The sequence below is a fragment of the Corynebacterium axilliensis genome, from assembly GCF_046097495.1.
Taxonomy (GTDB): domain Bacteria; phylum Actinomycetota; class Actinomycetes; order Mycobacteriales; family Mycobacteriaceae; genus Corynebacterium.
This window is the reverse complement of the sequence record NZ_CP175766.1, coordinates 1-17,600: the sequence shown is the minus strand read 5'-3', so window position 1 is coordinate 17,600 and position 17,600 is coordinate 1. Positions and strand designations below refer to the sequence as shown.

Below are 17,600 nucleotides of genomic sequence, written 5' to 3'. Positions count from 1 at the left end.
CACCGGCACCGTAATTCATTCTTGTGCGATGAACTAATGAGGTTACCCTCGAGTAGTGGACACCCTATTTGTGCGGATCTTGTGTCCGTAGGAGAGGATGTTCATTGTGAGTCAACAGCGCAAGAAGTACACGCCGGAGTATCGGCGTGAAGCCGCGAACCTGGTAATCGAGTCTGGGCGCCCGATTGCTCATGTGGCTAAGGAGATTGGCGTATCAGCCACAATTTTGGGCAGGTGGGTCAAACTCGAGCGTGAGCGCCGTGGAGCATCAGATGGGATGAGCGAGGCTGATCTTCGTGCTGAGAATGCTCGTCTGCGCCGGGAGCTGGCGGAAGCCAAGATGGATAATGAGTTTTTGTCAAAAGCGACAGCCTTCTTCGCTGCGAAGCAACGCGAGCAGAAAAGTTCGAATTGATGCAGCAGGAGAAGGCGAACTACAGCATCAAACGCATGGCACGGCTTTTAAAAGTGTCTCGGTCTGGATACTACAAATGGACCCATACGCAGCAGAAGCGACTATCCGGCGACGATGATCGCGCAGCTTTTTACGATGATGTTGACCGCAAGATTCATCAGATTTGGTCGGACTCCGATGAGGTTTATGGTGCTCCGCGGATTACCGCAGAACTTACCGAGCGCTACCACATTGCGCTTAACCGTAAGACTGTGGCTAAACGGATGCGCATGATGGGCATTGAAGGGATTTCACCGCGGGCCTTTGTTCCAGTGACAACGATCCAAGCCAAGCGTAAGTCCACGCTTCCTGACCTGGTCAAGCGCATGTTTGATACTGGTGAGCTCAACCGAGTATGGATGTCAGATATTACCTACCTGCGCACTGCTGAAGGCTGGTTGTACTTGTGCGCGGTACGCGATGGCCATTCCCGCAGGGTACTGGGCTGGGCTATGGATAGCGTTCAAGATACATACCTGGTCGAACGGGCCCTGCGAATGGCGCATACGCTGCGCGGTGACGTGCCTGACGGGCTAGTGTTTCACGCTGACCGCGGAACGCAATTTACCAGCGAGAAGCTCTGGGAAGTTTGCCGCAACCTGGGCATTGCTCAGTCCGTAGGGCGTACCGGTGTGTGCTTCGATAACGCGATGGCCGAGTCATTCTGGTCAACGCTTAAAACCGAGTTCTACGACCGTAAACGCTGGGCGACCCGTGATGCCGCACGCAAGGCCGTTGCCTACTGGATTGAAGTCGTCTACAACCGCCGGCGCCGACACTCCGCACTCGGGATGGCAAGCCCCGTCGACTTCGAGAACCACATTGGTCTAACCACCAGCAGAAAAGAAATAGCTGCCTAACCACTAGGTAGCTCCACTACGTGTCCACGATTTGCGGGCAACCCCACTAAGTTATCTTTTCCCACACGGTACGCGGCTGCACAGCTTTCCGCCTGTAGTAGGAAACGGGTCTACGGGCTTAGTGTGGGAGTATTGCGAAACCCCCGCGCGCGCATTAGCCTAAAATACGACAGCACAGTTCACCTTTGAATTGCGGCTGCACAATAAAAAGGGCCCCAACCGACTGGTACTCGGTTGAGACCCTCGGGCCTAAAGACCCACGTGAAGCATCACCGCAATGAGCTTCACTGTTACGGTCGCAAGTGTTATGACCTTGATTGCCACATCGAGCCGCTTAAGCTTCGTGGCGTCAAGGTCTTTTCTTTTGCGACCGGGTGTATCCAATGAGTGCTTACCCATTGTCTACCTCCCCTTGCGTCGTAGGGTTGTCCACTCGCCTGAAAAAGGGCGCGCGGGACAGCCCACGTCACGCGCGGGCCACACCGCGCACCGACGAGGAAGTCACGCCCACACCCCACCACAGGTGGCGGGGCGTGATTGTGAACCAGCACTAACGCTAGCAGCCACCCCTGACGAGACCTAGAAGCATGATTCCACCCCTCCCTTGTAGAAGCTGCCCATAAGGGGACACTTCACTTATCGGTTGGTGTGGCGGGGGAAGACGCGCGCCCTTCGTCTAGCAAGTCGTCTGGGCGCACAGGGTTCTGCCCGTTGGTAAATCCGGCCAGTTCGGTGAGCAGCAGGAGCAACTCACTGATGGTGAATGGCTTCTTCGCAAAAACCAAGATTGTGTCGTCACCGGCAATAGAACCCAGGATTTCTGGCTGCCCCGACAGGTCAATGACGGAAGCGAGGTACTGAGCGCCCCCCGGTGGGGTACGGATAAAGACACCGGCATCGGTCTCCACCATCGACACAGCAATAGTCTTCAAGAGACGCCGCAGCCGGCCCCGCAGCCCCGGGTCGGCTGACAACCCAGCTGGGTGGACATCATCGACCACGTAATACGCGGGCCCCTCGAGTGGACGCATCTTTTTCGCGCCTAATTCGTTGAGGTCACGCGACAGCGTCGCCTGGGTGACCGAGATGCCCTCCTTCTCCAACAAAGACATGAGCTGATTCTGACTGTTGACGCGCTTACGGTTGAGGATCGCCGTGATGCGGTAGTGCCGGATTGGGCGTGTGATGTCTTCGTTCATCGGCGTCCGATCTCCTACATATGATCCGGCGCGCTCACGCCGCACAGGTGCAACCCCTTAGACAGAGTCAGCCACGCGGCCTCAACTAGACCGAGACGCGCTTTGTGGATCGGCTGTTCTTCCCCGCCCGCCTTGGGCAAGATCGGGTTGTGGGCATAGAAGCGGTGGATCACACCAGCTAGTTCCTCACAGTAACGAGCTACGCGGTGCGGCTCTCGTAACGCCGCGGCAGCCTTGTTCACCTTCGGAAACTCGGCGATGGTGCGGATCAACTCGCCATCAAGCTCAGTGCTAAGCAGGGAGTAGTCCGCCCCCTCGAAGCTCACACCGAGTCTGGCGGCCTTCTCCTTAAGAGAGTTCAGGCGCGTGTACGCATACTGGACATAATAGATCGGGTTACCATTTGACTTGGATGCCCATACCGCGATGTCAATGTCCAGCGTGGTATCGGTGGACGAGCGGACAAGAGCGTAGCGCGCTCCGTCGACACCGACGGCATCAACGAGATCGTCGAGGGTAATTACAGTGCCCGCACGCTTAGACATGCGCACAGCCTGACCATCTTTAAGCAGATTGACCATCTGGCCAATGAGCACTTCGATGGTGTCAGGGTCATAACCTAACGCACCGGCGGCGGCCTTCAGGCGAGAAACGTAGCCGTGGTGATCCGCACCCAGCATGTAAATGCACAGATCGTGGCCACGGCCAATCTTGTCTTCAATGTAGGCGATATCCCCGGCGATGTAGGCGGCATTACCATCAGACTTAATCACTACACGATCGCGATCGTCCCCGAAATCGGTGGACTTCAGCCACCAGGCACCGTCCTGCTCGTAGAAGTAGCCATTCTGTTTCAACTTTTCAATAGAGCGTTCCACCGCCCCGGACTCGAACAACGAGTTCTCGTGGAAATAGACATCGAAGTCTGTACCAAAATCGTGTAACGACTTCTTGATGTGTTCGAACATCATATCTACACCGTGAGAACGGAAGAACTCCTGCGCGTCGCTCTTCCCCAGAGCATTCGGATAGTGTGCGAGAATCTCACCAGCGATGTCGTTTATGTACTCACCTCCGTAACCATCCTCCGGGGTGGGCTCACCTTTTGCGGCAGCGAGTAGTGAACGGGCGAAACGATCGATCTGCTCACCGTGATCATTGAAGTAGTACTCACGGGTGACTTCAGCGCCGTTAGCCTCTAAGACACGTCCGAGGGAGTCGCCCACTGCGGCCCAGCGGGTGCCACCAATGTGAATCGGGCCAGTCGGGTTTGCAGAGACGAACTCAAGATTGACCGTAATACCAGAATAGGTGTCACTATCGCCGTAAGAGTCACCGGAAACGATGACATCGCTGATCAAACTACCCTGCGCCGCAGAAGACAAACGTATGTTGATGAACCCCGGACCGGCGACTGAGGCTTCGGCGATCTCCGGGTGATGGTTGAGGGAGTCCGCCAGCCACTGCGCGAGATCGCGGGGAGCTACACCAGTGCGCTTCCCAAGCTGCAGGGCAAGGTTGGTGGCGTAATCCCCGTGGTCTGGATTTTTCGGACGTTCGATAACGGGTTCCGCCGGAATGAGCAGATTATCCAAGTTATGCTGCGTAAAGACATCTTGCGCGCTCGAATAAACGAAACTGCTCAACTGGTTAGGGGTCATGCCGTCATGCTAGCATCCGCCCTTCCGCATTTAAGTGAGGGAACTTAATATTTTACGTAGCCTAGCTTCGGGTAGTCGCGGAAGCACCTCCCTTCACCTACCCCAAGAGGCTCGCCAAGCCGCGAAGGGGTTGCACCTTATGCAAACAGTCGCGGAGCATCCCCTTCACCCCCACACGCGGGTAGAAGAGATTGCCGACAGGGCGAGCTGTGAACTATCGCACCTTAGTTGCCCAATGATTGGATAACTTCAATAAAATGCAATCCCCCAAGCCGACAGTCATGGTCGGCGCGGACTATTGAGACCAAAAATATACACTCACTTTCATACTTCGGTGAATATTTACGGTTGCATTTACTCATTGCTGCGAAAACTGTAGCTAGAGAGATATCCAAGAACAACAGCGGTGCGAGACTCACTCAGTGCATGTAGCATTCGTGATGTCAGAAAATTTAACTTGCACCGAACGCATAAAAGCGTGATGGCCGATGTATGGATCCGTGGAGCGGGCGATGCAAGTGGCAAGCCTTCTTGGAAAGGATTCCCATGCCATCATCCAAAGTGGATGCCCCGAGTACCGGAGGCGCCTCACCCGGTGCTGCCGGGGACACTGGTCCCGACAGCGGCAAGCTCTCCCTGCTCGCCCTGATCGGCCTCGTTGTAGGGTCCATGATTGGCGGTGGCGTCTTTTCGCTACCACAAAACATTGCGGCCTCTGCCGCCGCTGGCCCGATCATCATCGGCTGGATCATCACCGGCATCGGCATGATCTGTCTCGCCTTCGTCTACCAGTTTCTTGCTAACCGCAAACCTGAGCTCGACAACGGCGTATACGCCTACGCCCGAGCCGGTTTTGGCGATTACATGGGATTCAACTCAGCGTGGGGTTACTGGCTATCCGCCTTGATCGGCAACGTCGGTTACCTCGTGCTGCTGATGTCGACCATTGGCAAATTTCTCCCCATTTTCGAGGGTGGAAACACTCTGCCCGCCATCATCGTCGCTTCGGTTCTGCTGTGGCTGAACCACTTGCTTATCATCAAAGGTATACAGACCGCGACGCTGATCAATACCATTACCACTATCGCCAAGATCGTCCCGATCTTCGCCTTCATCGCCATCGCCGCTTTTGGGTTCCACTACGACCTGTTCGTCTTCGACTTCTGGGGAGAGCAGTCCGGCCTGGGTAGCATCGTCGACCAAACGAGGAACATGATGCTCGTCACGGTATGGGTCTTCATCGGCATCGAGGGTGCCTCCATTTACTCCAAGCGCGCCCGTAATCGCAAGGACGTCGGTACCGCCACAATCGTTGGCTTCATATTCGTCCTCGCCGTGCTTGTCCTAGTCAATTTGCTGTCGCTCGGCATCATGCAGCGCGCAGAAATCGCAGAACTTCCCGATGCCTCCATGGGTGACGTACTCGCCGAGATCGTCGGCCCCTGGGGTGTCTGGTTCGTCAGCATTGCCGTAATCATCTCGGTACTCGGCGCTCTGCTCGCCTGGATTCTACTCTGCGGTGAGACAATGCAAATCCCAGGAACCGACGGGACGATGCCATCCTTTTTCGGCCGGCTCAACGAGAACGATGCCCCCGCGAACGCCCTGTTAGTTACCAACATCGTGACCCAGGTTGTCTTGCTGGCAACAATGCTGTCCTCAAATGTGTACTACGTGATGGCCACTTTCTCGGCAGCACTGATCCTGGTTCCTTACCTCCTGTCGGCGCTCTACGCCCTTCTCGTCACCAGCCGGGGTGAGACTTACACCGGTGACATGGCGCGGGGCCGCGCCAAGGACCTGACGGTCTCGATCATCGCCACGCTCTACGGTTTCTGGCTCATCTACGCGGCAGGTCTTGGCAATTTGGCACTGGCAACCCTGCTCTATTTGCCCGGCATCATTGTCTACATCTGGGCGAAGAAAGAAAACGGCCAACGCCCGTACCTCAAACCCTTCGAGTACATTATCCTGGCAGTCCTCGTTCTTGGAGCCGCCTACGCAGTCTATGGCCTATCAAACGGCGCCATCTCCCTGCTCTAACCCACTCTTACCGCGCGGAACCTGAACGAAACCCGAACCACCCCGCACGGTCCACATTTGAAAGGAATAACAATGTCTGAAAAGTTCTCCGTTGGTGCCTGGTCTGAGGTTGGCAAGCTGCGCACCGTCATGGTGTGCGAACCGGGCCTCGCCCACGAGAGGCTCACGCCAACTAACTCGGCTTCCCTGTTGTTCGACGACGTCCTCTGGGTGGAGAAGGCCCGCGAAGACCACCGCAACTTCCAGCAGCAGATGCGCGACCGCGGCGTAAACGTCCTCGAACTTCATAAGCTTCTCGAGGAAACCGTGGCCGTACCCGAGGCTCGCGAGTGGATCCTCGAGCGCAAGATGTCCGCCAACCTAGTCGGCGCAGGTGTCGACGGAGAGCTGCGCGCTTGGTTGTCCGAGATGGACAGCATCCAGCTGGCCAAGTTTCTCATCGGTGGTATCGCTTTCCAAGACATCCCGTCCGATTTCGATGGCGCGGTCACCTCGGCGCTTGCGAAAGCCCACAGTGGCTCCCAGTTCCTCACCAACCCGCTACCCAACACGCAGTTCACCCGCGACACATCCGCCTGGATCTTCGGCGGCGTCACTTTGAACCCGATGTTCTGGCCCGCTCGCCAACAGGAAACTATGTTGGAAGAGGCTATTTACCGTTTCCACCCAGACTTCGCTGTGGCCGATTTCGAAATTTGGTACGGAGGTTCCGACAAAGCTCACGGCCTGGCCACCCTCGAGGGCGGCGACATCATGCCTGTCGGTAACGGCACTGTCCTAGTCGGCATGGGCGAGCGTTCCTCGTGGCAGGCTATCTCCCAGCTGTCGAAGAACCTATTCGAGAAGGGCGCAGCTGAGCGTGTTCTCGTCGCCGGCATGGCACCGAATCGCGCATCCATGCACCTCGACACTGTATTCAGCTTCCTTGACATGGACAAGATCACCGTATTCAAAGACGTGGTGGACACCATTCAACCGATCACCGTCCGGCCGGGTGATAGTGGCGAGCTCGATGTCACCGCCGAGTCCGATCACTGGAACGACGTCGTTGCCAAGGCCCTTAACCTCAAAGAACTGAAGGTTATCCCGACGGGTGGCAACTCTTATGCCACCGAGCGCGAGCAGTGGGATGACGCGAATAACGTCGTCGCCCTCGAGCCGGGTGTGGTCATTGGCTACGATCGCAACCTCCACACCAACAAACTCTTGCGCGATGCTGGTGTCGAGGTCATCGAGATCGGCTCTTCCGAACTCGGGCGAGGCCGCGGTGGTGGTCACTGCATGACCTGCCCAATCCTGCGTGACCCGGTCGAATACTAAAAGACCGTCCCAAGGATCTACTTTTTCTGTCTACGGACAGGGTTACGGTGGGATGCGGGATCGCTTCACGGAACCTCGGGCGCGGGTATGGCGTCCGAGGTTGGCGGTAGAGGCGATAGAAATCAGAGGGCAAGGAAGGCGAAGCCTTTCGCGCCAGCGCCACCCCGGCACCATGTGTAAACAAGTTTTACAAAAGGGCGGGAGACCACACGCGAAAACTGCCCTGTGCTTCTGACGCCATTATGTAAACATCGTTTACGGACTACCGCGAAAGTCACGTCAGGCAAGGAGTGAAGTCATGGCTACGCGTAAACAGAAACACTGGGTGGGACGCGGGCCGGTGATCTCCGTTCGCGTTGAACCCGAGTTAGCCGAACGCCTCGACGCACTCGCCGCACGCACTAGGCGAAGCCGAGGCACCTATCTCCGCATGGCGCTATGGGCCGCACTTCCACATCTCGAAACGATTCACTGGGAACAAGTCGCTGCCAACTACGAGCGTCTCGCTATCAAAGATGCGTTCGAGGAAATCACGCTCGGTTTTATGGAGCAGGCGCTCCAAGAAGATCGAGAGCGCGACAACAAGGACTAGTCGGCCAACGCCCGGTAGATCGTCGAGCGGTGCACACCTAACCGTCGCGCGATTTCTGTCACGGCAACACCCTCGCTTTTAAGTTGCCGCGCTTGGTCAATCTGCGAGCGGCTCAGGGAGGGTTTCCGCCCCTTGTAAACGCCGCGCTTTTTCGCCGCGGCGATCCCCTCCGCCTGGCGCTCACGAATAATGGCCCGCTCGAATTCAGCCAGCGAGCCAAGGATGCCAAGCATCAGATCAGAGCGCGGATCACTCCCTGCCCCAAACACCAGCGACTCTTTAACAAACCGCACCTGTGCGCTTTTATCGACAACCGCATCAACAATGCGACGCAGATCCACCATCGACCGGGCAAGCCGGTCGATACTTGCCACAACGAGAACATCACCCGCCCGGAGATAGTCCAGGCAAGCATCAAGTCCCGGACGATCAGCGTGACCTGCCGCCGATACCTTGTCCGTGAATTCTTTATCCGGTGTGCCTACTTCCCGGTAGATTTCCTCGGCCTGACGGTCGAGGCGTTGCCCCTGGCTAGAAACACGCATATAGGAAACAGTGACCGAAGACTGTGGTGCCTCCCTGCTCGGTTCGGTAAACGCAGGCGTCGCTTCGGAACTAGCGCGCGCCGCTGCTTTCTCTTCCTGCTCGACAAGTTTCGATGGGCGCTTTCCCCACGACTTACCGGCGTCCCAAAGCAGGTTGCGGGTTTCTACATCTTCTTCTCTTCCCCAACCGCCAGTCTCCGGGAAGCGCTGCTCGCCCTCGAAGAATCGGACTACCGACTTTCGCCTGTAGGCGCGAACAACCTTAACCATCGCAGACGGCTCCCCCATCAGATCAAGGTACGTCGCACACTTGGACTTTCCCTGCCTGCGGTAGGCCTCGCCACCATCCTCGATTACCCGATCACGCGGCACTTTCGTCTCGACATATTTAGTGTCGCCAGGCATGTAGTACGACTCACGGATACGAGCCTGCTTCGAGCCGAGCCGCACAATCTCCACAATCTGCTTCGGCCGACCACTGACCTCAAGCAAAGTCCCTAGCCGCTGAGACAAAACCCTTATGCCACTCTCTCTGCCCCCTTAAATGATTTAAGAGGGCAGCTTCAACCTGACCATGCTGAGGCTATCGCTAAGAAAATCTTTGATGTTGCGACCGGCTATTTGGTAGCAGTGTCGTGACTATCTGGTAGCGCTTTAGTGAGTATCTGGTAGCAGCTCAGGGCGCTCGGGATGATACTTCCGGTAGTCGCACCATCCGGGTGCGGCGTGTACTGGAAGGAGTCCGCTGATGACGGATTACCGTGCGGTGATGGCGCTGCTTTTAGGGAAGCGTTCTTACCGCCAGATTGAAGACCAGCTCGGGTGCTCGCACCGCGCGATTTCCCGAGCGAACCAAGCGCTGCGAAGCCTTGGCCTGACCACTGCCCAGCAGGTCGCGGCGTTGACGAATGACGAGCTGGATGAGATATTCGTTGATAAACGCACCAGCGGGCAAGGCGAATTCGTCCCGATTGACTTTGACGCGGTCGTTAAAGCACGCACAGGGCGTGCGAAGCAGACACTGCAAGTATTGTGGGCTCGCTACACTACCACCCCCGCCCAGCCGGGCCAGCGGCACTACAGCTACGACCGGTTCCGCCAGCTGGTTGCCTCCCATGTCGATGCGGCCGGGCTGACCGCCCGGATCACTCACGCACCAGGGCATACGATGCAGGTGGATTGGGCAGGGACCAGAATGCGCCTGTACGACCCTTCCGGCACACCGGGTGAGAAAGTCAGCATTTTCGTCGCCTCGCTGCCGTATTCAGGGATGCTGTTTGCCTGTGCGTGTGTTGACCAGCGGCAGCAGTCCTGGCTTGATGCCCACCGCCAAGCGTTTGACTACTTCGGCGGGGTCTGCCAGGTTGTTGTACCCGATAACGCATCGACGGCGTCGAACGCGATCAGCACTGCCGATAGGAATCGGAAGGTCAACGACACCTACCAGCAGTTCTTGGAGCACTACAACACAGCAGCACTTCCCACTCGTGCGCGTCGGCCGAAGGATAAAGCGAATGTGGAAGCTGCGGTAAAGATCGTCACGCACAAAGTCATCCACGCGCTCGATGGCCACCAGTGTGTTGACTTAGACGAGCTCAACGGAAAGATTGTGGGCTTAGTCGACGCGATCAATACCTCCGTGCCGTTTCGCAGTCAGCAGTCAAGCCGCAGGGATCTCTTTGAAGAACACGAGCAACATCTCCTTGCTCTAAAAGTAGTCGCTTGTCCACAGTCCACGGGTGGAGTCCATTCCAGATGGAATGTGCTCATAGTCAGTGACATAGGCCCCACGCTTTTGCGAAACCCGGTGGGTTGCCACGGTTGTTCCCTGGTCAAAGACGGTCAAGACTTGCCCGGTGATGCGTACATCGACAGTGCGGCCAACAAGCTGGTGTGGGACGGAGTAGCGCACGGTTGAAACCGTGATATGGAAATCTGGGGCCACTTTCGCGCGCTTCCACTCGGTGTGTTGCCACGGGGTTGTCGGCAGGTCAGGACCGTGAAGCCAGCGAAACCGGCCCGGCAACACGCAAGGTCATCGAAGAACTCATCGCGGCGAAAGCCATCCCGGCCCAGGCATACCAGTCCTGCAGAAACGTTCTGTCAATGGGCAAACACGGCAACAAACCAATCCTGGAAGAGGCATGCCAGCGCCTGACCGCCAACGACGACAGCCGACGGGCGGTGTCCTATACCGCGGTCAAAAACATGATGGCCGTCGTACGCAAAGAACACGCCACACGGCCCCGCGGTCTAGACCAGCTCCCGCGCAGCACCACAACCAACCAGCCCACCGGCACAGCACCCTCCGACCGGGATACCACCGGCGCGTTTCTCGGCGGTGCAGAACAGTTCAGCATGGACAACCTCATTCAGAAAGGAAACTAAAGCCCATGTCATCACCAACCCCGCCAACAGATCGCTTCCTTGATGAATCCGTCCTGGCCGACTTCACCGCGCTGCGGATGACTGCCTTCGGCAGAAGCGTCATCGACATCGCCAACGACCCCACATTCGACGCATGGACGTTTTCCCAAAAAGTGCTTTACGCACTCGATAAAGAAGTCGCGGCCAGGCGTGAACGACGCATCAACAAACTGCTGAAAGCATCCCGATCGCCAAACCTTGATGCTTGCCTTGAAAACGTGGTCTGCACACCTGACCGCAACATCAACCCCGAGCAAGTCAGCAGACTCGCTCACGGACAATGGTGCCACCTGGGCCAAAACATTGTCATCCTGGGCAAATCCTCAGTCGGCAAAACTTACCTCGCCCAAGCACTGATCACAGCAGCATGCCGCAACGACTACTCCGCACGGTTCTACCGCACCGACATGCTCGCCGCCGAACTAGCAGTCCTACAACCCGATGACCCCATACGGCTGAAGTTCATCCAACACCTCCACGACGTCGACGTCCTGGTCCTAGATGACTTCCTCACCACACCCATTAATGCCGCAACCGCGCACCAAATTCTCAACATCCTCGCCGGGCGTGAAGGCAAAGTGTCAACAATTGTGACCTCACAATTCACCCCGCAGGAGTGGTACAAGTCCATCCCCGACACCGTGATCTCCGAGTCAATCCTCAACCGACTCGTCTCCGGCGCCGAGATCATCACACTCGAAGGACCAAACATGAGACTGACCACCCACGCATAACCACCAACAACGCCTGAGTGAGACACCGCTACCGGATACTCACTCAGGCGCTACCAGATACTCACCACACCGCTACCATTTCAATCTTCTGAACACTTTGACTCCGTGGCTGACGAGCTGAACGAAAACTACCCAGGTGGTTGTAAGCACGCAGAGGAGGAACTAAAAGCCTGGCTTATGCAGAGTAATTAGTTCACATTGCACGGTCTAGGAGAGCAGAGGAAGTCATGTTAAAAGCATATAAGCTGCCCTGCTCCCTCAAGGTTTTCTTCAAGTGAGGTTTTATATAACTGCCTAGCGGCAGGGGAACCGTATATTGCTTACGGCATTCACACCCTAAGGCTGTATCAGACCAGCTTTCTTTAGGGCAGAAATATGCCGAGCTACAGTGCTTCGTTCGCATCCAATTTCCTCGGCTATTTGCCGTGCGGTCGGGGCACTTCCGGTATCAAAAAGAGTCTGAGCATAGATAGACAAAACGCGTCCACGAGTGCTTTGGCCTTGAACAGACCGGCGCTTATTTGCTGCTGCTAAAGCTTCTCGTTGTTCTTGCGCATATTTACCCTCAGGGTCTGTTTTCCAGCGCTCTGCTGATTTCTTGCCGCCCCTACGCCCCATGGTGGCTAGTGCTTTACGCTCACTACTGGTGGCTTTACCGGGTGCGCTAGAGCAGCTGTAGGCCTCGCTCTTGGACTGGGTGACATACCCGCGCACACGCCTAGCCATGGTTTGACGGTCGCGCATCGGCGGCATCTCGTTGTCGCGGCCTGCACCGCCGTGTGTGTGCGCGACGTTGTAGGCATGCTCATAGGCGTCGATGATTGCTGCGTCTGTCAGGCGTTGGCCTTGCTGGCGCAAACGGTGTCCCGTCTTAAGCGCATGCCTAAAGGCTGTTTCGTCGCGTGCTGCGGTGCCTTGGGCAATCCAGAGCACACGCACACCGTCGATAAGTTCCGGGTCGTACTGGTCGAGTCCACCGGCGATTTCCGCGTCTACGTCCTGGGCAAGCGCTTTGAACGCCTGGGCTTCCTCGCGGCGGGTCTTGACCGCGTTAATGAGTTCTCGGCCAGAGCTAAACTGCTGACGTGGGGCGGGGTTGAACTGGTCTTGTCCTGCCATATCCCTCACCTGCTTTATCAAGTCTCCAAGACGCATCACCCGGTTGTGCTGCCTATACCAACGATAAGCGGTAGGGGCCTTGCCTGTGTAGAACGGGTTTCGGCTAAAGCGATGGGCAAAGTGCGGGTCATGGTCTAAAAGCTCACCCAGTACGCGCGTAGTCGCAGCCAGCAACTTCATCTGCGCAGATTTGCCCTCATGGTCGGCGTATACGGGGTCAATCAGCCAAATGAACTGGGCTTTGCCGTTAGTTGGGTTAATACCCACCCAGGCCGGCCCGACGCTATGAGTAATCAATGAGCGCACCACGTCGCGAACGTACGGGTTTAAGTCTGCGGGGTCACCGCCTGCGGTACCTACTTGATCAACGTCTACGACTAGGACGGCAGCGTACTGCTTGGTGGTGAGCATGGCGTACTCGCACCGTCCTAAAGCATCAGTCTCGAAGCGATACATACGCGGCGAGTTCGTACCGTCAGCGTTGCGTCGATAGGCCTTTTTAAAGTCTCGTGTGACTGAACCGTGAAGTACATCGCGGCCTAGATGCTCGCGTAAAAGGTCGCGGTCACTGGCAGATGCTGGGGTGTTATCCAGCCCGCCGCGGTCTGGCTCGACACGGGTCGGTGTTTTAATATGCGCGTTCTGCGCGTAAGCCTGTAAACTCATGGCTGTGCTTTCTCCCAGAGATGTGCTGGGTGATAAGCGAAAGTCATCGGGTTGCCGCCCGGTGGCTTTCTTCGTTTTTCACTGTCTTTCACCGACTCTAAATGACACCGGTGTTATTTACTAGCCATGACACGCGAAAAATATACCTTTTACCTGCGGTTACGTATGGCTAGACATATGGCAAGACATACGTAACCGCGTTTCAGCTGCACAGGGCTGTCTGCGCATATTTACCAATACGCGGACTTTTCCCAGTTCAGACTGCGCTGATTTACCCTCACGCGTGCGCAAATTTACGCATACGGTGGCGAATTATCCAGAGCAACAGGGATACATCAATACAGGAATACAGGTGCCATAAACCTGTATTCCTGTATTGCTGTAAACCTTTATTTATTGTTGTGGACGTATTCTTCGAGGTAGGTGCTGACAATCTCGCGGATGGTCACACCTTTTTGGGCGGCGATGACTTTGAGTTCTGCGTGAAGGTCGCGGTCGATTTCAATGGTCATCTTCTTGACGTAGTCGCGGCCTGTGGGTTGGTGGAATGCGCTTCGCACTGTTTTCTTCTCTACCGCTGGGGTTAGCTTCGCGGTTTTCTTTGTCGAGGTTCGCGGGCCTTGCTGCGCCCTGGCGCGTTCTTTGCTGGTGCTCATTTCATCATCTCCATGAGTTCGTCGGCGACGTGGTCGTAGCCGTGCATGTCGGGGCCTGGGCAGTATCCGAACGCTAGGTGCATATCTTCGCGTAGCGGGATTTCGGTTTTAAAGTGCGGCATGTGTTCTTCATCGAGCGCTTCTCGTGCCGCGTCAAGGGCGCTGGTGCCTTTCCTGGCGAACGTCAGTAAGACTGCATGTGGTGTTCCGTTGACTGCGTCGCGCAGCTCCCATACTCGGGAGAGGTCGGCTGCAGCAGAACGGGTCGGAAGAATGATGAAGTCGCTGACTGCGATTGCTGATTCGATAGCGTTCTCGTCTCCTGGCGGCACGTCGATGAACATGAACTCATCGTCTCCGACGAGCGCTGCTTGCCTATCGACGCGCTTGGGGATGGAGAGTTCTACCTCAAACGGCAAGGGGTTTCCTCCATCCTCTGCGCGCTCAGACCATTCCAGTGCCGAGCCCTGCCGGTCTAGGTCTGTCACGGTCACGGTCTTTCCTCGGTGGGCGAAAACCGTGGCAAGAAACATCGTTGTGGTGGTCTTGCCAACGCCACCTTTGGCGTTAATGGCGGTAATGATCATGGCTTCTCCTAGGTGGATAAATCATTGCCCCTACCACTTTACAGGTTTAAGTAAATACTGCTTTACAGGTTTACAGTAATACATTTTTACAGGTATCTGTAGAGGTAAAATCGCAGGAAGATAGCGCTTTTAGTTTTCTTTATCGTCAGACTCGGCAGAAAGTCCAGCAAGCATGATTCGGTAAAACTCGTTTTCAATGCTCTTTTCTTCGAAGTCCGCAGCGACGTGTTCCCAGTGGTATTCCTCCAATTGGGGCAGCATCGCTGTTACTGCCATCTTGAGGTAGAAACCACGACTGCGTCCGGTGCGAGCACACAGTGTGTCTAGGCGTTCAATGATGTCCTCTGGCATACGTACAGATACCACGCGCCCGGAGGGGTGGGGTCCTTGAACCATTGACGTAAGTCCTTCCCCTGCCTATCGTAAACATTGTTTACCATATGTCCGGAGTCCACAAGGGCGAGCGAAATTTTCTACAGTTCCGGGCTGTCGTTCTCCGGGGTGTCATCGAGCCAGTTGTCTTGGTCGTTGTCGTAGTCGCTATCTGCGGCGGCTTGCTGGCGGATACGGGCCACCATTGCTTCATCTGCCGTGGAACTAATACCGAGTGAGTCGAGGAAGTCCAGGGAGTTCTGTAGCCCCTGCTCGTCGCTGCGTTGGGAGCGCAGTTCGTCTAGCTCGGTCTCAAGCTGGCGAATCGGAACAGTAAAGCTGTCACGATAATCCACGGCCTGGTCATAGGATGCAGCTACCTTGTCGCGCACGTTGATTGCTTCGTCTAGGAGGTCCTGGTCATTGTTGCCGTGGCGTAGCCTGCCGAAAAAGCCCCTCGAGTTCTTCGTGTCCTCGAACTCGCGCACTACAGCATCTTGCTTGGAATACTGCTGTCCGAGCTGTTTAACCTGCTGGTTAGCCTGGTCGTACTCACCGCGCAGTGTCTCAAGCTGATTGTTTACCCGTTCTATCTCGGCGTCGATACTCTCCACGGCGTCATTGGACGGTGTAGCGCTGTGCTCGTTGCTTGATTCCGGTTCGGGCACCTCGTCGGCGTTGTTGGCCTGGGCGCGGGCATGGAAGTCAGCAAAGCGCGCTTCACGTTTAGCGGCAAAGCTGCGCATGTACTCGCCCATTTCGGTGCCGACAAACGGGTTATCGGTGTCCGTTTGGGAAGGCTGGTTGACGAGTTTGGTCAGCTCCCAGTCCTGCTTGGCTTGCCCAAACAGTGCCTGGGGTGTCTTATCTCCTTGCTCGCGCATTCCTGCGGACACCAGCAGGTCGCGGGCGTATTCGGCAGACTCACGCCGTGCGACCTGATTGACCTGGCCGTGGCCGGTCTCGGTGTCCCCTGGCTGGGTCTCGGCGATATAGAGGAAGTTGCCCTCACGCCCACGAGTCATCGGCACATAGACACTGGCCTTGTCCAGGTTGTCAACCCCTGCCACCACACGGGCGACATCGACGGTCGCGCCTTGGGAACTATGACCAGTAGCGGCGTAGCCCAGTTGGGTGTGTTTATCGAGGTAGTCGCGGTTTAGTGTCACAGTGGCTAAATCATCATCACACCGTCGGGCTGTAATGGAACCGTCTTTCCCGATGGAATCAACGACCCAGCGTTGACCATTGCGGACGACATCGCCGTTGCTGGTCACCAACTTTGCATCGTTGCGACGAGTCAGGATGACATCACCGACACCGGCTTTCAGTCCATCAGACAAGCCCACCGACCGCGCGCGTTAGGAAACGTGTGGGGTCGTTTTCAGGATTAAAATCCGTCTGAACTCTTAGGTGGAAATTTAGTGGCTTAGGTCATAGTGTGACTAATGTGAATACCGTGGTTACGGCTCGTCGGCTCCGTCGTGAACTTCGTTCACGACGGCACAAACCCCCTCACGTACTACGCACAAGAACGCGATAGGCAACGCGGTGCTTATGGTCCTGGAGAAGAAGACATGCCCATATAACCTCATTGCGTCACTCGCTGAAATCAATGAGGGTATTAACACCTCTGTGACCTGGGGGTTTAAGCCAATGGATCATATGATCCATTGAAATTGGAGTAAAACCACTCCAATGCTGCATTGAAACCCCCAGGTCACTATATGTTTTCGCCTAGAAAAATACGGATGTAGCTGCAAGCAGCAAAATCAGCAAAAAGAGCATAAGGAGTTGTGGTGTCACCCCCTCCGAGGAGGGGGTGACAGTCGGCATAGCCGACACAACTGACAGCGGTGACCCGCTGTCACTAATCCGCCCACCTGAAGGTGGTCGGATTAGTCTTATGCTCTTCGCCACGAGACGTAAAAGCGGCCCTGATGGGCCGCGTGTAAAAGTTCACGTGGCAAACCCCTCACCGTGGCACCAGTCCTTCGGCTCCTGGTGCTCGTAACCGTGAACGTAACGGGTTTTTAACACCGTTACGTTCACACCCGGAGGGGTCCGGGGAGGGGCGTAGCGCCCTCCCTGGCAAGCCGGCCGCAACGCGGCCGCCCCGGAGTCGTCAGACGCAGGGGTTTGCTTGCCGCACATGTGTAAGGGAGAGAAAAGCCGCCTTAATCGAGCAGAATCATACGGGTGGAGTTGTAATCGATTTCGTCTGTTTCGTCGGTGCTTATCCGCGTGTCATCGGCCGGAGGAACGGTAAGCACTGGGCGGCTTAATTCAACGTCCTGGCAATGTTCATTAACCAAGTTGATTACGTGATCAGTGGCCTGCTCGGTGCTCGCTTCTTCGTAGCGAG

Annotated in this window: 15 protein-coding genes and 1 pseudogene; 7 read left to right on the top strand and 9 right to left on the bottom strand. The window is 56.2% G+C overall.

All coding sequences use genetic code 11. The annotated features are described in order from the left end of the window. The first annotated feature begins 97 nt into the window (after positions 1 to 97). A protein-coding gene (locus tag ACKFR8_RS00080) for an IS3 family transposase (protein WP_408929507.1) occupies positions 98 to 1,314 on the top strand; the annotation gives its coding sequence in 2 pieces (ribosomal slippage) (positions 98 to 359 and positions 359 to 1,314; 1,218 coding nt in all). Positions 1,315 to 1,946: 632 nt separating this feature from the next. On the opposite strand, the gene ACKFR8_RS00075 is transcribed toward ACKFR8_RS00080, so the two are convergent. Both ACKFR8_RS00075 and argS read right to left on the bottom strand, forming a co-directional pair. Next, positions 1,947 to 2,513, bottom strand: coding sequence for an arginine repressor (locus ACKFR8_RS00075; RefSeq protein ID WP_208937159.1), 567 nt, complete (start codon positions 2,511 to 2,513; stop codon positions 1,947 to 1,949). A gap of 14 nt (positions 2,514 to 2,527) precedes the next feature. Continuing rightward, positions 2,528 to 4,174 (bottom strand): arginine--tRNA ligase, encoded by a 1,647-nt coding sequence (gene argS / locus ACKFR8_RS00070; RefSeq protein ID WP_208937160.1) that lies wholly within the window; start codon positions 4,172 to 4,174, stop codon positions 2,528 to 2,530. A gap of 546 nt (positions 4,175 to 4,720) precedes the next feature. Here argS and arcD point away from each other — a divergent pair. The 3 genes from arcD (at position 4,721) to ACKFR8_RS00055 (ending at position 8,129) form a co-directional block, all read left to right on the top strand. Next, complete coding sequence (arcD, locus tag ACKFR8_RS00065; RefSeq protein WP_222702359.1) at positions 4,721 to 6,217, top strand: arginine-ornithine antiporter; 1,497 nt, start codon at positions 4,721 to 4,723, stop codon at positions 6,215 to 6,217. 72 nt (positions 6,218 to 6,289) lie between these two features. Next, complete coding sequence (gene arcA, locus ACKFR8_RS00060) at positions 6,290 to 7,537, top strand: arginine deiminase (RefSeq protein WP_208937162.1); 1,248 nt, start codon at positions 6,290 to 6,292, stop codon at positions 7,535 to 7,537. Positions 7,538 to 7,835: 298 nt separating this feature from the next. Beyond that, positions 7,836 to 8,129, top strand: a complete 294-nt coding sequence (locus tag ACKFR8_RS00055; protein WP_208937163.1) for a ribbon-helix-helix protein, CopG family — start codon at positions 7,836 to 7,838, stop codon at positions 8,127 to 8,129. Here ACKFR8_RS00055 and ACKFR8_RS00050 read toward each other — a convergent pair. Next, the gene (locus tag ACKFR8_RS00050; RefSeq protein ID WP_408929511.1) at positions 8,126 to 9,133 is read right to left on the bottom strand and encodes a recombinase family protein; all 1,008 of its coding nucleotides are present in this window, start codon (positions 9,131 to 9,133) and stop codon (positions 8,126 to 8,128) included. The genes ACKFR8_RS00055 and ACKFR8_RS00050 overlap by 4 nt on opposite strands. A gap of 289 nt (positions 9,134 to 9,422) precedes the next feature. Here ACKFR8_RS00050 and istA point away from each other — a divergent pair, with 289 nt between their 5' ends. Further along, positions 9,423 to 10,592, top strand: a complete 1,170-nt coding sequence (gene istA / locus ACKFR8_RS00045) for an IS21 family transposase (RefSeq protein ID WP_408929510.1) — start codon at positions 9,423 to 9,425, stop codon at positions 10,590 to 10,592. Here the strand turns inward: istA and ACKFR8_RS00040 are convergent. Continuing rightward, a pseudogene (locus ACKFR8_RS00040) lies at positions 10,506 to 10,703 on the bottom strand (Mu transposase domain-containing protein); the annotation flags it as partial. The gene istA and the pseudogene ACKFR8_RS00040 overlap by 87 nt on opposite strands. Here ACKFR8_RS00040 and ACKFR8_RS00035 point away from each other — a divergent pair. Beyond that, positions 10,655 to 11,062, top strand: coding sequence for a hypothetical protein (locus ACKFR8_RS00035; RefSeq protein ID WP_408929512.1), 408 nt, complete (start codon positions 10,655 to 10,657; stop codon positions 11,060 to 11,062). The pseudogene ACKFR8_RS00040 and the gene ACKFR8_RS00035 sit on opposite strands and share 49 nt — an antisense overlap. Positions 11,063 to 11,067: 5 nt before the next feature. Continuing rightward, positions 11,068 to 11,835, top strand: a complete 768-nt coding sequence (locus tag ACKFR8_RS00030) for an ATP-binding protein (RefSeq protein WP_408929509.1) — start codon at positions 11,068 to 11,070, stop codon at positions 11,833 to 11,835. Between the two features lie 336 nt (positions 11,836 to 12,171). Here ACKFR8_RS00030 and ACKFR8_RS00025 read toward each other — a convergent pair whose 3' ends face one another. The 5 genes from ACKFR8_RS00025 to ACKFR8_RS00005 all read right to left on the bottom strand — a co-directional run bounded on the left by ACKFR8_RS00025 (position 12,172) and on the right by ACKFR8_RS00005 (position 16,404). Continuing rightward, positions 12,172 to 13,620 carry a replication initiation protein gene (locus ACKFR8_RS00025; RefSeq protein WP_208937153.1) on the bottom strand — a complete coding sequence of 483 codons (1,449 nt, stop codon included), beginning with the start codon at positions 13,618 to 13,620 and terminating at the stop codon, positions 12,172 to 12,174. Between the two features lie 389 nt (positions 13,621 to 14,009). Further along, positions 14,010 to 14,276, bottom strand: a complete 267-nt coding sequence (locus ACKFR8_RS00020; protein ID WP_208937154.1) for a hypothetical protein — start codon at positions 14,274 to 14,276, stop codon at positions 14,010 to 14,012. Continuing rightward, positions 14,273 to 14,863 (bottom strand): ParA family protein, encoded by a 591-nt coding sequence (locus ACKFR8_RS00015; RefSeq protein WP_208937155.1) that lies wholly within the window; start codon positions 14,861 to 14,863, stop codon positions 14,273 to 14,275. Before ACKFR8_RS00015 ends, ACKFR8_RS00020 begins: the two co-directional genes overlap by 4 nt. Positions 14,864 to 14,992: 129 nt before the next feature. Then, positions 14,993 to 15,214, bottom strand: a complete 222-nt coding sequence (locus tag ACKFR8_RS00010; RefSeq protein WP_222702358.1) for a ribbon-helix-helix domain-containing protein — start codon at positions 15,212 to 15,214, stop codon at positions 14,993 to 14,995. A gap of 122 nt (positions 15,215 to 15,336) precedes the next feature. After that, a complete protein-coding gene (locus ACKFR8_RS00005; protein ID WP_408929508.1) occupies positions 15,337 to 16,404 on the bottom strand; it encodes a hypothetical protein in 1,068 nt (355 codons plus the stop codon). Positions 16,405 to 17,600 lie beyond the last annotated feature (1,196 nt).

Excerpts from the sequence above, each read along its gene's own strand:
- ACKFR8_RS00075 (WP_208937159.1), bottom strand. The coding sequence starts at position 2,513 with ATGAACGAAGACATCACACGCCCAATCCGGCACTACCGCATCACGGCG.
- argS (WP_208937160.1), bottom strand. The coding sequence starts at position 4,174 with ATGACCCCTAACCAGTTGAGCAGTTTCGTTTATTCGAGCGCGCAAGAT.
- arcD (WP_222702359.1), top strand. The coding sequence starts at position 4,721 with ATGCCATCATCCAAAGTGGATGCCCCGAGTACCGGAGGCGCCTCACCC.
- arcA (WP_208937162.1), top strand. The coding sequence starts at position 6,290 with ATGTCTGAAAAGTTCTCCGTTGGTGCCTGGTCTGAGGTTGGCAAGCTG.
- ACKFR8_RS00055 (WP_208937163.1), top strand. The coding sequence starts at position 7,836 with ATGGCTACGCGTAAACAGAAACACTGGGTGGGACGCGGGCCGGTGATC.
- istA (WP_408929510.1), top strand. The coding sequence starts at position 9,423 with ATGACGGATTACCGTGCGGTGATGGCGCTGCTTTTAGGGAAGCGTTCT.
- ACKFR8_RS00030 (WP_408929509.1), top strand. The coding sequence starts at position 11,068 with ATGTCATCACCAACCCCGCCAACAGATCGCTTCCTTGATGAATCCGTC.
- ACKFR8_RS00025 (WP_208937153.1), bottom strand. The coding sequence starts at position 13,620 with ATGAGTTTACAGGCTTACGCGCAGAACGCGCATATTAAAACACCGACC.
- ACKFR8_RS00020 (WP_208937154.1), bottom strand. The coding sequence starts at position 14,276 with ATGAGCACCAGCAAAGAACGCGCCAGGGCGCAGCAAGGCCCGCGAACC.
- ACKFR8_RS00015 (WP_208937155.1), bottom strand. The coding sequence starts at position 14,863 with ATGATCATTACCGCCATTAACGCCAAAGGTGGCGTTGGCAAGACCACC.
- ACKFR8_RS00010 (WP_222702358.1), bottom strand. The coding sequence starts at position 15,214 with ATGCCAGAGGACATCATTGAACGCCTAGACACACTGTGTGCTCGCACC.